Below are 12,867 nucleotides of genomic sequence, written 5' to 3'. Positions count from 1 at the left end.
GCCGTATCGGTAGCAGTTTGCTAACCACGGTCTGCGGGATCATCCTTAACGCGCGATCAGGTAAACACCTTAGCCATGGCCGCGCCGAACAGTTTCTTTCTGGGCATCGATCCCAAGATGTACCGCCATTTCGCGGTCATCACGGTTGGGCTGTCCACCGTGGTCGCCCTCTTCGCCAACGGCGATGCGCAGGAAGCAATGGCCCAGAGCCAGCAACATGCCGAGCATCAGGCGGCAAAGGCCCGGACGAACAAGGCCAAACTTGTCGACAAGCGTTCGGATTCGCGCAGATCCGGCGGGTCCGGCGGCTACACCGGTCGTTTCGGTGCACCGATGGATGGCGGCGCTGCGGCGAGCGGGAACAGCAGCGTCATCCCGGTGGGCATGGCGGTGGCGCCTGCCCAGATCATCATCGAAGTCGACCAGAAGGCGCTGGCCCGAATGACGCCCGAGCAGCGCGCGGCCTATCTCCGCAAACTGGAGGAAGAACGCCAGCGCCGCATGGAGCAAGGGCCGGTGATGCCGACGCCCGAACAGGTCAGCGCGTTGGCCGCGCAATCTGCGGCGCGCTCAGGTTCGGATGAAATCGACTAGGGAATGGTGCCCCAGGCCCGACTCGAACGGGCACGTATTTCTACAAACGATTTTGAGTCGTTCGCGTCTACCATTCCGCCACTGGGGCACTGGACGGCACCGGCCTTAGCCAGCGCCGTCCTGAAAGGTCAAGCGTTACGCAGCGCGCCGGCAAGAAGCTTGTGGAGCTTCGAGTGCAGCGCATCGTTGCCGGCGAGGATCGTCTCGTCGCAGATCGGCTGCGAACGGCCCTTGTAGTCGGACACGAAGCCACCGGCCTCGCGCACGAGCAGGCAACCGGCTGCCGTATCCCAAGGGTAGAGGCCGGATTCCCAGAACCCGTCGAAGCGGCCTGCGGCAACCCATGCGAGGTCGAGCGAGGCAACGCCGAAACGGCGAATGCCGGCGATACGCGGGCCGAGTTCGCTGTAGATGCGAATCCATTCGCCCATGTCGCCGCGCCCCGAGAACGGGATGCCGGTGGCGATCAGCGCTTCGTCGAGATGGCGACGTGCCGAGACGCGAAGGCGACGGTCTTGCAGCCAGGCGCCCTGCGACTTTTCGGCCCAGAAGCTTTCGTCGGTGATCGGCTGATAGACCAGCGCGGCGGTGACTTCGCCCCAGCCCTTTCCGTCCAGCGTCGGTTCCTGCACCGCGATCGAGATCGCAAAGTGCGGGATGCCGTGGAGGAAGTTGCTGGTACCGTCGAGCGGATCGATGATGAAGCGGGGCTTGCCCGGTTCCCCTGCGATCTCGCCGCCTTCTTCCATCAGGAAGCCCCAGCCCGGACGCGCGGCGCGGAGTTCGTCCCACAGCGTGCGTTCGGCGTGCTGATCAGCCTTCGAGACGAAGTCTGCCGGGCCCTTCTTGCTGACCTGAAGATGCTCGATTTCGCCGAAGTCGCGGCGCAGGCGGCCACCCGCCTTGCGCGCCGCGCGCTCCATCACGCGCATCAGGCCGGAAATGGCTGCCATCGATCAGTTCGCCTTGCCGACGTAAGCGCGTTCGTAAACGTCGACCACGATACGCGTGCCGCTTTCGATGTGCGGCGGAACCATCACGCGCACGCCGTTGTCGAGGATCGCAGGCTTGTAGCTCGAAGAAGCGGTTTGCCCCTTCACCACGGCGTCGGCTTCGACGATGGTGGCTTCGACCTGATCGGGCAGCTGAACCGAGATCGGGCGCTCGTCATACATTTCGAGAAGGACGGTCATGCCATCCTGCAGGAAGGCTGCGGCATCGCCGAGAAGATCGGACGGCAGCGTGATCTGGTCGTAGGTTTCGACGTCCATGAACACCAGGTCCTCGCCCTCGGCATAGAGGAACTGGAAGTCCTTGGTGTCGAGACGGACGCGCTCGACAGTGTCGGCGCTGCGGAAGCGGACGTTGGTCTTGCGGCCGTCGATGAGGTTCTTCATCTCGACCTGCATGAAGGCGCCGCCCTTGCCGGGCTGGGTATGCTGGGTCTTGGCGACCTTCCAGATGCCCTTTTCGTATTCCAGGATATTGCCCGGACGGATGTCCACGCCGCTGATCTTCATGATGGAAAGAGCCTTACCGTGAGTAGGGAAGCGCGGCCCTTAGCGGTTCGGGGGCGAAGCTTCAAGCGCGATTGCCTGATGCGGGGGCGGCGTGCTAGCTCAAAGGGCATGAAGCGCATGGTTGTTCTCGCCGCTGGAGTTCTCGGTCTCGCAGGCACTGCGCAGGCGGTGCCGGGTGGCAAGCTGATGGTCCTGATCAAGGGCGGATGGACCTGCGAAGTGCCGGGCGATGCAACGATCATGCCGGTGGCAAGGCCGGAGCTGGGTTTCGAGACTATTCCGGATTCGAGCTACGTCGCGCCCGATGGCTCGCGCGGCACGTACCTGCGTCTGGCTGACAAGGTGACGTTCACCAGCGGTGTGTTTGCGGGCCGCCGGTTCCAGATGGACGGCGAGGAAATCCTGCGCGAGCTGGCGCCAGACGACAAGCAGTTGAACCTGCGCTGCGTTCACGCCGGGCCGGTCAGCCTCCCGACCTCAGGCTAGGCCCACCGCGCTGTCACGCCGCATGCGCCAGTAGGCGTAGGTGATGATGCCGCCGAATGCGATCACGCCGAAAGGCAGCGCGGCGGGGAAGGTCTCGACGACGGCAAGCGCATCGGGATTGTCGGTTGCAGCAACGATTGCGGCATAGGCAATGTTGAACAGGCTGTCGCCGACGATCAGGCCGGTGGCGGTCAGCACGCCCATGCGCTCGGCGAATTCCGGTGCGGACTGGCGTGCGGCCCAGCCATTGTATAGGTGGCCAAGCACTGCGCCGACGATCACCATGATCGTCACCGAGGTCGGCAGGTACATGCCCATGCCGACGGCGAGCGGCGGCAACGAACGGTTGCCGGTGCGCTTGAGCATTTCATCGACGAAAATCACTCCGGCGCCGATTGCTGCGCCGAGGCCGACGAGGTTCCAGTCGAGATTGCCACCGAGCACGCCTTGAGCGATGGCTGAGATCAGCGAGGCCTGCGGTGCGGACAGGGCGTTCTCCCCTGCCCCCGGCGCGCCCTGGAAGCCGAATGTCGAGTTCAGCAGATCGAGAATTGGCGGTATGACCAAGGCACCGAACAGTACGCCGAGGACCAGCGCCACCTGCTGTCGCCATGGCGTGGCGCCGACAAGCTGGCCGGTCTTGAGGTCCTGCAGGTTGTCGTTCGAGATCGTCGCGACGCCGAAGACGATGGATGTGACGAACAAAGCGAAGGCGACCAGCGCCTTGGTATCGTCCTCGCCCAGCCCTCGACCGAACAGGCCGAGGAGGAGGAGCGAGATGCCGAGTGCGGCGAGGATGCCGACGCCCGAGATCGGGCTGTTCGATGCGCCGATAAGCCCCGCCATGTAGCCGCAAACGGAGGCAATGATGATCCCGGCGACGAGGACGTAGACGACAGAGGCAATGAGCGAGAGGCCGAGGGCGTTGGCGACCGGGCCTCCGGCGGCGAAGTCGGCCAACAGCAGGGCTATCGGTATCATGGAGGCCAGAATCGTACCGCCGACGATGCCGATCGGAATATCGCGCTCGGTGAGGTCGAGGCTGCCCATCCCGGCACCACTCCGGGCGCGGTTGGCGGCGATGGCTGCGGTGACGCCCTTCACGATGGGGCCAATCACGCGCAGCAAGGTCCAGATCGCAGCAACCCCGATCGTGCCTGCACCGATGAAGCGGATCTTCTGGCGGAAAACCGTGCCGACGAAGTCGGCGAGTTCGGTGCCGGAGGGCACCCCGCCCGCTGTGAGCTGCGGAAGCAGAACGCCGAAGCTGATCACGATGCCGACGAGCATGGCAATGCCCACGGCGAGACCAACGAGATGGCCTACACCGACGAGTGCGAGGGAAAGTCCGCCGGTCAGCATCGAGCCGCCAGCGCCAACCTTGAATGCGCCGCCCACTTCCTCGACCGCCAGTTTCATCTTGGCGAGCAGAGGGTAGAGTGCGGCGAGCAGGCCGCCTGCGGTCACTGCGGCCAGGCCCTTTTTGTTTTCCTCCGCGCCACCTACGCCTGCACCAACTTTGAGCACTTCAGCAGCAGCAACGCCTTCAGGATAGGGCAAGTCCGATCCGGTAACCAGGGCCCGGCGCAGCGGCACGGAATACATCACGCCGAGGATGCCGCCGACGGCGATGACTGCGACCGACTCCCAATAGGGGAAGTCTGCCCACCATCCGACCATGACAAGGCCAGGCAGCACGAACACGATGGCCGAGAGCGTACCTGCCGAACTCGCGATTGTCTGGACGATGTTGTTTTCCTGGATCGTCGCGCCGGAAAACGCGCGCAGGACGGCCATGGAAATGACTGCCGCAGGGATCGAGGTGGCAAAGGTCAGGCCGATGCGCAGGCCGAGATAGACGTTGGCGGCGGTGAACACGATCGTCAGGATCGCGCCCAATACCACGCCGCGAAGTGTCAGTTCCCTTGGGGCCATGCCGCTCATTCGTGCTCCATCCACTTTGAAAGGCTGCCTGTCTTGCATGACAGGGCGGACTTGGGAAGCGGCATCAGCTTACAAACGAAACCTTCGTTGAGCCCGTCACCATCTGTGCGAGGCGCGCCGCATCCCAGTTGGTCAGGCGTACGCAGCCATGGCTTTCGGCGCGGCCGATGGTCTGGGGCTCGGGCGTGCCGTGAATGCCGTAATGCTCCTTGGACAGATCGATCCATGCCACGCCAACCGGGCCGTTCGGACCGGGGGGTAGCAGGTGTTCGCCCTTGCTGTCCGGCACATCCCAGAACAGGCTGGCGTCGTAGGAGAACTCCGGGTTGTAGGACGTGCCGTTGATTTTCCAGTCGCCGAGCGGCAGCGGGTCATGGCTGGACCCGGTCGTCACGGTGAACACGGCGACAAGTTTGTCAGCCTTGTCGTAGGCCTCGAGCGTACCCTTCGATTTGCTGACGACGATGCGCGAGGCTTCGGGTTGTGCATTGCTGACGCCCAAGGTTGCCAGCGTGGCAAGCCAGCCCTTGTTGTCGACCTTCGACGGATCGATGCGATCACCGCCGGTGTTGGGCACGCGCAGTTGCAGACCGGCACGGTAAGGCTCGGGTGGGAGCGGATTGGCGGTCGGCGGGTTCTGCGCCTTGCGCTGTTGCATTGCGGCCGCATGCGCAGCTGCCTGTCGGGCAATCGCCGGGTTGAGGCCGCGCAGGACTTCCGCCGTGGTGTGGAAGCGCTCCGCCAGCTTCTCCTCCAGCGACGTATATCCGATTTCCGAAAGCTTGGCCTGCTGCGCCGGGTCCTTGGGCAGTGGCTCGTACCGTCCGGCCGCGAAGTCATCGGGAATGGTAACGACACGAGTGGCCGCAATATTCGACCAGCGCGAAAGCGCCTTCATCGTCGCCTCATCGAACTTGCCCGTTACAGGCAGGCCGTTCGCCTTCTGGAAGCCGCTTACGGCGTTCGTGGTGGAAAGTCCGGTCTTGCCGTCGATGATGCCGGGCGCAAAGCCAAGCCGCTCGAGCACAACTTGCGCCTGCATCACCGGGCGCGCAGCGTCATCCTGTTGCGCGGGCGCACCTGGCGCAGGATCGTCGGAAGCCATTGGCACCGAGAAGGCAGGCGCGCTGGCGACGCTTTCGCTGGGTTCGGGTTCGGGCTTGTTCGAGTTGCAGGCCGAAAGCCCAAGGGCGGCAAGGACCAGGAGAGACGGGGCGGCGAGTTGGAAGCGAGGCATCGGTGCTCCGAAAGAGATTGCCTCTCCAGAACCCCCACCTTCCGCCGCCGTTCCGTCAGTCTGCGTCAGTGATGCGAGGATTTGCGCGGATGGCGTCGAAAAACGCCGCCACGTTGGCAGCTTCATCCCCGCCCCACACGGCATTGCTCACGGCAAGGAAGTCTGCCCCTGCCTGCACCAGCGGCCCACAATTGGCGGCCGTGATCCCGCCAATAGCAACGCAGGGCAGTTCGAAGATCGACTGCCACCATTCCAGCAGATCCAGCCCCGCGACATGCTTGGTGTCCTTGGTGCTGGACGGGAAGAATGCGCCAAAGGCGACGTAATCGGCCCCGGCCTCGCCAGCGTCCATGGCAAGGTGGCGGCTGTCGTGACAGGTCACGCCGATCTGGGCATTGCGGCCGAGGCGGTCCCGGGCGTCCTTCACGTCACCATCATCCTGACCGAGGTGGACGCCATCGGCGCCGAGGCGCTTTGCCAGACTGATCGAATCGTTGACGATGAACGCCACTTCGCGATCCGCGCAGATGCGCTGGAGCGGTTCGGCGAGCCGTGCCGCCTCGTGCTCGTCCACGCCCTTTACCCGGAACTGAAATGCCGCCACCGGCCCGGCATCGAGCGCCCGCGCGAGCCTGTCCGGAAAGGTGCCCGCAACATCGAGCGGCGAGATGAGGTAGAGTTCGGATGAAAGCTTGGCCATGCGGCGCCCTTATCGGTTCGCTGGCGATGCTGCAACGTCGGTTCCGGAACGGTTCATCCGGCGGGAGCATTGTCCGCCCATGACCAAAGCCATTCTTGCCTTGCTACCCGCAATCGCACTCGCTTCCTGCGCCGTCATTCCCAAAGTGGAGCGCACCGACGGATTCGCCAGCATCGGCGAAACGACGCTTGTCGGAAGCGCCAAAATCCGCCCGGATTCGCTGATCGAAGACAGCCGCTGCCCGATGAACGCGCGGTGCGTCTGGGCCGGACGCGTCATTATCGAAGCAACGGTGATGCGCGGCGGAGGGTTCGAGACGAGGCGCTTCACGCTGGGCGAAGCTGTTGATGGCCTGATGCTCGATACCGTCGAACCCGGCCGAATGACCGATACACAGCTCAAGCCGTCCGACTACCGCTCCCACTTCAGCGTCGCGCCCTGACGCAAAACGCCCCGCCCCGGCTGTGCCGGTGGCGGGGCGGCCTTTCCGTCCTCTCAAACGGCAATCAGGCGGCGACGAGCGTCTTCTGCGTCGAGCCGGTGTAGATCTCGTCGATTGCGGCGGCGAGCGAGGCATCGAATTCCGCGTCAGTCATCTGATGGCGCAGGTCTTCGAGCAGGGCGCGGCTGAAGCTGGCGATGATGCCGGTGTTCTTGGCGAGTTCGACGCAAGCCTCGGGACGCTTGTAGCCGCCCGAGAGTGCCACCACGCGCAGCACCTTGGGGTGCGACACGAGCGGGTCGAAAGTGCACGGCACGATCGGCAGCGAAAGCTTGAGCATCACCTGCGTGCCTTCCGGCAGTGCATCGAGGTTCTTGAGGATCTCGTCGAGCAGGATTGCGTCGCACTCGGCGCGGGTCTCGCTCTTGATGTTCACTTCAGGCTCGATGATCGGCATCATGCCGTGGTTCAGCACCTGCTTGCCGACTTCGAACTGCTGCGCGACCACGGCGGCAATGCCTTCGCGGTTGGCGCTGTTGATGACCGAGCGCTCCTTGGTGCCATAGACGCCCAGCGCCTTCGAGCGGGTCAGGAGGTCGTCCAGCGCCGGCATCGGCTTCATGAGCTGCACGCCGTTGGCTTCGTCCTCGAGGCCCTTGTCGATCTTGATGAACGGGACCACGCCCTTCTCGATCAGCGCCTGCGGCACAGGCTTGCCATCAACCGTGCCGTCCATCGTACGCTCGAACAGGATCGCGCCGATGACCTTCTCGCCCGAGAACGCGTCCGAACGGATGATGCGAGCGCGCATCTCGTGGATCAGGCCGAACATTTCCTCTTCCGAGTTCCACGCGCCTTCTTCGATGCCGTAGCCCTTGAGAGCCTTCGGAGTCGAACCGCCCGACTGGTCGAGTGCGGCAATGAAGCCGTTGCCGGAGGCCATCTTCGCGGTCATTTCGGTCGTGTTCATCTGCGGGTCCTGTTCTTCGCAGAAACGGCGGAATTCCGTCTCCGCATACCTATGCGTAAAAGCGCTTTTGAAAGACGCTCCCCAAGTTCGAAGAGCGTCTGGAATGGCGCATACCTATGCGGATATGCGCCATAAAGGAGCGCGTGCCGCAGTGCAACACGCGCTCCTGAATTTTTTAGCGTTCGAGCGCGGCGACGCCCGGCAGTTCCTTGCCTTCCATCCATTCGAGGAAAGCGCCGCCCGCCGTCGAAATGTAGGTGAAATCAGCCGCAACGCCGGCGTGGTTGAGCGCGGCGACGGTATCACCGCCACCAGCGACCGAAACCAGCGAGCCTTCCTTGGTCAGTGCCGCAGCCGTCTTCGCCAGTGCAACCGTGGCCGCATCGAACGGCTCGGTCTCGAACGCGCCCATCGGGCCGTTCCAAACCAGCGTGCGGCAGGTCTTCAGGGCATCGCCAAGGGCTTCGACCGCTGCCGGCCCCACGTCGAGGATCATCTCGTCCTCGGCGACCTCATGCACGTTGCATGTGCGCAGGCTCGGCGGATTGGCCGCGAATTCCTTCGAAACCACCACGTCGTAAGGCAGATGCACCGTGCAACCCGCCTTGTCGGCGTTGTCGAGGATTTCCTCGGCGGTTGCCTTGAGGTCATGCTCGCACAGCGACTTGCCGACATTCACGCCGCGCGCCGCGAGGAACGTGTTGGCCATGCCGCCACCGATGATCAGGTGATCGACCTTGCTGACAAGGTGCTTGAGCACGTCGAGCTTGGTCGAGACCTTCGCGCCGCCAACAACGGCCGCGACCGGACGTTCCGGTTCACCAAGGGCCTTCTGGAGAGCCTTGAGTTCGGCCTCCATGGCGCGACCTGCGTAGGCTGGCAGCACATGGGCGAGGCCCTCGGTCGAGGCGTGGGCCCGGTGCGCGGCGGAGAAGGCATCGTTGACGTAGATGTCGCCGAGGCTGGCGAAGCGCTCGATCACGGCAGGATCGTTCTTCTCCTCGCCACCGAAAAAGCGGGTGTTCTCCAGAACCGCGATGGCTCCCGGCGCGAGTGCTGCAACAGCAGCCTTGTCGCCTTCCCAGTCGATGTAGCTTACCGGACGGCCAAGCACGTGCGAGAGCGGCGCGGCGAGCTTCTTCAGGGAGAACTCTTCCGAAGGCTGGCCCTTGGGGCGCCCGAAGTGTGCCAGGACCAGCACCTTCGCGCCCTTGTCCGACAGTTCGTTCAGCGTCGCGACGGTAGCGCGGAGACGGGTGTCATCGGTGACGGCGCCGTCGGCCATCGGCACGTTGAGGTCCTCGCGCACAAGCACGGTCTTGCCGGTCAGGTCGCCGATATCGTCCAGAGTCTTGAAGCTCATTCCTCGATCCTCACTTCGTCGCCGATCGCGATTTCGCCATCGGTCAGCACCCGGCCGAGTACCCCGCCGCGCCAGTCAGGCATCAGCGCGAGTTTCAGGCCGGGCAGGATTTCGTCCATGCGGCTGCATGGGTCGCATTCGCAGGTCGTCTCGATCCGCAAGCTCTTGCCGATGGCAATGATCTTGCCAGCCTCGCGGGGCAAGCGGATGCCATGAACCAGCAGGTTGGCGCGGCGCACATGCCAGGGAAGCAGTTGATCCGCCGACACCTTGAGCTCGGCCAGCGCCGCATCCCAGCTTTCGGCTTCGATCAGCGAAATCTGCCTGCGTCCGGATTTGCCGGGGCGGATCGCCCCGCGCAGGTCACCGCGAACGCCAAGCTCGCGTGTGACGGAAACGTGATCGAGCGTCTCGATAGGCCCGCGCGGCCGGTCATGCCGTGCAATGCCACCGAGACGCCCGCTCATTTTACCATTTCCTCAGAGGAACTTCGCCATCGCGCCCGCGGTGTCGAGCATGCGGTTGGAGAAGCCCCATTCGTTGTCGTACCACGACAGCACGCGAACCAGCTTGCCTTCGAGCACGGCCGTCTCGAGGCTGTCGATGGTCGACGAGTGCGGATCGTGGTTGAAGTCGATCGAGACCAGCGGCTCCTCGGTGTAGCCGAGCACGCCCTTGAGCGCGCCTTCGGCTGCAGCCTTGAGCAGGCCGTTGACTTCTTCAACGGTGGTGTCGCGCTTCGGCGTGAAGGTCAGGTCGACAACCGAGACGTTCGGGGTCGGCACGCGGATCGACGAACCATCGAGCTTGCCCTTGAGGTCGGGCAGCACTTCGCCGACGGCAACGGCAGCGCCGGTGCTGGTCGGGATCATGTTCATCGCGGCAGCGCGGGCGCGGCGCGGATCCTTGTGGATCTGGTCGAGGATCTTCTGGTCGTTGGTGTACGAGTGGATCGTGGTCATCAGGCCACGCTCGATACCGATCGATTCATGCAGAACCTTGGCCATCGGCGCGAGGCAGTTGGTGGTGCACGATGCGTTCGAGACGATCAGGTGATCGCCGGTCAGCTTGTCGTGGTTCACCCCGTAGACGACCGTGAGGTCCACGCCCTTGGCCGGAGCCGAGATGAGCACACGCTTGGCGCCCGCATCGAGGTGCTTCTGGCCACCGGCGCGATCGGTGAAGAAGCCGGTGCACTCCAGCGCGATGTCGATGCCATTGGCGGCGTGAGGCAGGTTGGCCGGGTCCTTCTCGGCAGTCACCTGGATGCGCTTGCCATCGACGATCAGGTCATTGCCGTCGACCGAGACTTCGCCCGCGAATGCGCCGTGTACGCTGTCGCGCTTGAACAGCAGGGCGTTGGCCTTGGCATCGGCCAGGTCGTTGATCGAGACCAGCTCAAGGCCGCAATCGGGCCGTTCGAGGATGGCGCGGGCCACGTTGCGCCCGATGCGTCCGAAACCGTTGATCGCAACCTTGATCGCCATGTCAGCTATCTCCTGTTTGAATTACGAAACCCGCGAAAGGATCTGCGGGACAATCTTTTCGGCGGTGAGGCCGAAGTGATCATAGAGCACGTCGATCGGAGCCGAGGCGCCGAACGTGTCGATGCCGATCGACAGGCCATCGCCGACATACTTCTGCCAGCCCAGAGTCACGCCGGCCTCGATCGAGACCTTGAGCGCGTCGGCGGGAAGCACGTCAGCCTTGTAGGCGGCGTCCTGCTCGTCGAACAGTTCCCAGCACGGGAACGAGACGACATCGGCGCCGATGCCCTGCTCTTCCAGCGCAGCAGCGGCCTTCATCGCGATCTCGACTTCGGAACCCGAAGCGAGCAGCACGACCTTGCGCGCAGCCGTCGCCGAGACGAGCCGGTAAGCACCCTTGGCGCTCTTCATACCGGCATCGAAACGCACCGGCGGCAGGTTCTGGCGGGTCAAAGCGAGGACAGACGGACGGTCCTTGTTGGCCAGAGCGATCGCCCAAGCTTCCGCCGTCTCGATCGCGTCGGCCGGGCGGAACACCAGCAGGTTGGGAATCATGCGCAAGCTCATGACATGCTCGACCGGCTGATGGGTCGGGCCGTCTTCGCCAAGACCGATCGAATCGTGCGTGAACACGTAGATCGAGCGGACATGCTGCAGGGCCGACATGCGCACGGCATTGCGGCAATAGTCGGAGAACACCAGGAAGGTGCCGCCGTAAGGGATGATCCCGCCATGCAGAGCCATGCCGTTCATTGCCGCGGCCATGCCGAATTCGCGAATGCCGTAGTAGACATAGCGGCCGTCGTAGCTGTCCGGCGTGAACGGTGCGGTCGACTTGGTCTTGGTGTTGTTCGAACCGGTAAGGTCAGCCGAACCGCCGACCATTTCCGGCACGTTGGCGGTGAAGGCCTCGAGCGCCATTTCGCTCGACTTGCGGGTCGCAACCTTGGGCGGATTGGCGATCAGCGACTGCACATAGGCATCGAGACCGGTTTCGGCCGGAAGATCCCCTGCCATGCGGCGGGCGAGTTCGGCCGCCCGCGGGTTGGCAGCGGCACGCTGCTCCCACGCGGCGCGAGCGGCCTTGCCTGCCTCTGCCGACGAACGCCAGTTGCCGAGGATATCTGCGGGAATTTCGAACGGAGCCGAAGTCCAGCCCAGATATTCGCGGGCCGCAGCGATTTCGTCAGCACCAAGCGGCGCGCCATGGACGTTGTGGCCGCCCTGCTTGTTGGGCGCACCCTTGCCGATCACGGTGCGGCAGGCAACGAGTGATGGACGCGGATCCGCCTTGGCTTCGGCCAGTGCGCGGGCGATGTCGGCAAAGTCATGACCGTCGCACGAGGTCACGTGCCAGCCCGACGCGGTATAACGCCCGAGGATGTCCTCGGTGGTCGAAAGCGAGGTATCGCCGTCGATCGTGATCTTGTTGTCGTCCCACAGAACATTCAGGCGACCGAGTTTCAGCGTACCGGCAAGGCCCACGGCCTCATGGTTGATGCCTTCCATGAGGCACCCGTCACCGGCCACGACCCAGGTGTGGTGATCGACCAGGTCATCGCCGAACTGCGCGTTGAGATGACGCTCGGCCATGGCAAAGCCGACGGCCATGGCAAGACCCTGCCCCAGCGGGCCGGTAGTGCATTCGACACCCGGGATCAGGAAATTCTCGGGATGCCCTGCGCAAACGCTGTCGATCTGGCGGAACTTGCGGATGTCTTCCATCGTCGGGCTTTCGTAGCCCGTCAGGTGAAGCAGCGCGTAGATCAGCATCGAGCCGTGGCCGGCCGAGAGGATGAAGCGGTCACGGTCCGACCACTGTGGCGCGGCGGGATCATGCTTCAGGAACTGGGTCCACAGCACCGTCGCCACGTCGGCCATGCCCATCGGCATGCCGGGGTGGCCGGAATTGGCTGCCTGAACCGCGTCCATGGCAAGCGCACGGATCGCGTTGGCCATGGGAGCCAGCGCGGTGGAATCGCGTGTCATGCTGAAAAAGCCCTTCCCTGCGAGCGGCCGAACGGCATGGGCCGCATGAATCCGGTGATTCGGAGCGGGGTCTCTTTGGTCACCATGGGGCCAAGGGTCAAGGCTGGCGGGGCGGGTTCTTTGTTGCAGGTGCAC

The 12,867-nt window shown here is 64.1% G+C and carries 13 protein-coding genes and 1 tRNA gene; 3 read left to right on the top strand and 11 right to left on the bottom strand.

What is annotated here, in order from left to right; genetic code table 11:
- The first annotated feature begins 75 nt into the window (after window positions 1–75).
- Window positions 76–594: a hypothetical protein gene (locus tag I2488_RS03380; RefSeq protein WP_196274408.1), complete on the top strand. Its 519-nt coding sequence runs from the start codon at window positions 76–78 to the stop codon at window positions 592–594.
- A gap of 4 nt (window positions 595–598) precedes the next feature.
- On the opposite strand, the gene I2488_RS03375 is transcribed toward I2488_RS03380, so the two are convergent.
- From I2488_RS03375 to efp, 3 genes are all read right to left on the bottom strand, one after another.
- Window positions 599–682 (bottom strand) — tRNA-Leu (locus tag I2488_RS03375).
- Window positions 683–722: 40 nt separating this feature from the next.
- The gene (locus I2488_RS03370; RefSeq protein WP_196274407.1) at window positions 723–1,547 is read right to left on the bottom strand and encodes an inositol monophosphatase family protein; all 825 of its coding nucleotides are present in this window, start codon (window positions 1,545–1,547) and stop codon (window positions 723–725) included.
- Between the two features lie 3 nt (window positions 1,548–1,550).
- Window positions 1,551–2,114 carry an elongation factor P gene (gene efp / locus I2488_RS03365; RefSeq protein ID WP_196274406.1) on the bottom strand — a complete coding sequence of 188 codons (564 nt, stop codon included), beginning with the start codon at window positions 2,112–2,114 and terminating at the stop codon, window positions 1,551–1,553.
- A 108-nt stretch (window positions 2,115–2,222) separates the two neighbouring features.
- On the opposite strand from efp, the gene I2488_RS03360 reads away from it, so the two are divergent.
- Entirely contained in the window at window positions 2,223–2,600 is a 378-nt protein-coding gene (locus I2488_RS03360; RefSeq protein WP_196274405.1) for a hypothetical protein, read from the top strand.
- Here I2488_RS03360 and I2488_RS03355 read toward each other — a convergent pair.
- From I2488_RS03355 to thiE, 3 genes are all read right to left on the bottom strand, one after another.
- Window positions 2,592–4,544, bottom strand: coding sequence for an OPT family oligopeptide transporter (locus I2488_RS03355; RefSeq protein WP_196274404.1), 1,953 nt, complete (start codon window positions 4,542–4,544; stop codon window positions 2,592–2,594). The genes I2488_RS03360 and I2488_RS03355 overlap by 9 nt on opposite strands.
- Window positions 4,545–4,608: 64 nt before the next feature.
- Window positions 4,609–5,781, bottom strand: coding sequence for a L,D-transpeptidase family protein (locus I2488_RS03350; protein WP_196274403.1), 1,173 nt, complete (start codon window positions 5,779–5,781; stop codon window positions 4,609–4,611).
- A 55-nt stretch (window positions 5,782–5,836) separates the two neighbouring features.
- Complete coding sequence (thiE, locus tag I2488_RS03345; protein ID WP_196274402.1) at window positions 5,837–6,481, bottom strand: thiamine phosphate synthase; 645 nt, start codon at window positions 6,479–6,481, stop codon at window positions 5,837–5,839.
- A 79-nt stretch (window positions 6,482–6,560) separates the two neighbouring features.
- On the opposite strand from thiE, the gene I2488_RS03340 reads away from it, so the two are divergent.
- A complete protein-coding gene (locus tag I2488_RS03340) occupies window positions 6,561–6,923 on the top strand; it encodes a hypothetical protein (RefSeq protein ID WP_196274401.1) in 363 nt (120 codons plus the stop codon).
- A 64-nt stretch (window positions 6,924–6,987) separates the two neighbouring features.
- Here I2488_RS03340 and I2488_RS03335 read toward each other — a convergent pair whose 3' ends face one another.
- From I2488_RS03335 to tkt, 5 genes are all read right to left on the bottom strand, one after another.
- Window positions 6,988–7,893, bottom strand: a complete 906-nt coding sequence (locus I2488_RS03335; RefSeq protein WP_196274400.1) for a fructose bisphosphate aldolase — start codon at window positions 7,891–7,893, stop codon at window positions 6,988–6,990.
- 175 nt (window positions 7,894–8,068) lie between these two features.
- A complete protein-coding gene (locus tag I2488_RS03330; protein ID WP_196274399.1) occupies window positions 8,069–9,256 on the bottom strand; it encodes a phosphoglycerate kinase in 1,188 nt (395 codons plus the stop codon).
- The gene (locus I2488_RS03325) at window positions 9,253–9,723 is read right to left on the bottom strand and encodes an MOSC domain-containing protein (protein WP_196274398.1); all 471 of its coding nucleotides are present in this window, start codon (window positions 9,721–9,723) and stop codon (window positions 9,253–9,255) included. The genes I2488_RS03330 and I2488_RS03325 overlap by 4 nt, the downstream gene beginning before the upstream one ends.
- A gap of 12 nt (window positions 9,724–9,735) precedes the next feature.
- Entirely contained in the window at window positions 9,736–10,743 is a 1,008-nt protein-coding gene (gap, locus tag I2488_RS03320) for a type I glyceraldehyde-3-phosphate dehydrogenase (RefSeq protein WP_196274397.1), read from the bottom strand.
- Window positions 10,744–10,764: 21 nt separating this feature from the next.
- The gene (tkt, locus tag I2488_RS03315; RefSeq protein WP_196274396.1) at window positions 10,765–12,732 is read right to left on the bottom strand and encodes a transketolase; all 1,968 of its coding nucleotides are present in this window, start codon (window positions 12,730–12,732) and stop codon (window positions 10,765–10,767) included.
- Window positions 12,733–12,867: the final 135 nt, after the last annotated feature.

Source organism: Novosphingobium jiangmenense, assembly GCF_015694345.1.
Classification (GTDB): domain Bacteria; phylum Pseudomonadota; class Alphaproteobacteria; order Sphingomonadales; family Sphingomonadaceae; genus Novosphingobium; species Novosphingobium jiangmenense.
Note: the sequence above shows the minus strand (reverse complement) of the source record. Positions and strands in the feature narration are given on the sequence as shown.

Excerpts from the sequence above, each read along its gene's own strand:
- thiE (WP_196274402.1), bottom strand. The coding sequence starts at position 6,481 with ATGGCCAAGCTTTCATCCGAACTCTACCTCATCTCGCCGCTCGATGTT.
- I2488_RS03370 (WP_196274407.1), bottom strand. The coding sequence starts at position 1,547 with ATGGCAGCCATTTCCGGCCTGATGCGCGTGATGGAGCGCGCGGCGCGC.
- I2488_RS03335 (WP_196274400.1), bottom strand. The coding sequence starts at position 7,893 with ATGAACACGACCGAAATGACCGCGAAGATGGCCTCCGGCAACGGCTTC.
- tkt (WP_196274396.1), bottom strand. The coding sequence starts at position 12,732 with ATGACACGCGATTCCACCGCGCTGGCTCCCATGGCCAACGCGATCCGT.
- I2488_RS03340 (WP_196274401.1), top strand. The coding sequence starts at position 6,561 with ATGACCAAAGCCATTCTTGCCTTGCTACCCGCAATCGCACTCGCTTCC.
- I2488_RS03355 (WP_196274404.1), bottom strand. The coding sequence starts at position 4,544 with ATGAGCGGCATGGCCCCAAGGGAACTGACACTTCGCGGCGTGGTATTG.
- gap (WP_196274397.1), bottom strand. The coding sequence starts at position 10,743 with ATGGCGATCAAGGTTGCGATCAACGGTTTCGGACGCATCGGGCGCAAC.
- I2488_RS03380 (WP_196274408.1), top strand. The coding sequence starts at position 76 with ATGGCCGCGCCGAACAGTTTCTTTCTGGGCATCGATCCCAAGATGTAC.
- I2488_RS03325 (WP_196274398.1), bottom strand. The coding sequence starts at position 9,723 with ATGAGCGGGCGTCTCGGTGGCATTGCACGGCATGACCGGCCGCGCGGG.
- I2488_RS03330 (WP_196274399.1), bottom strand. The coding sequence starts at position 9,256 with ATGAGCTTCAAGACTCTGGACGATATCGGCGACCTGACCGGCAAGACC.
- I2488_RS03350 (WP_196274403.1), bottom strand. The coding sequence starts at position 5,781 with ATGCCTCGCTTCCAACTCGCCGCCCCGTCTCTCCTGGTCCTTGCCGCC.
- efp (WP_196274406.1), bottom strand. The coding sequence starts at position 2,114 with ATGAAGATCAGCGGCGTGGACATCCGTCCGGGCAATATCCTGGAATAC.
- I2488_RS03360 (WP_196274405.1), top strand. The coding sequence starts at position 2,223 with ATGAAGCGCATGGTTGTTCTCGCCGCTGGAGTTCTCGGTCTCGCAGGC.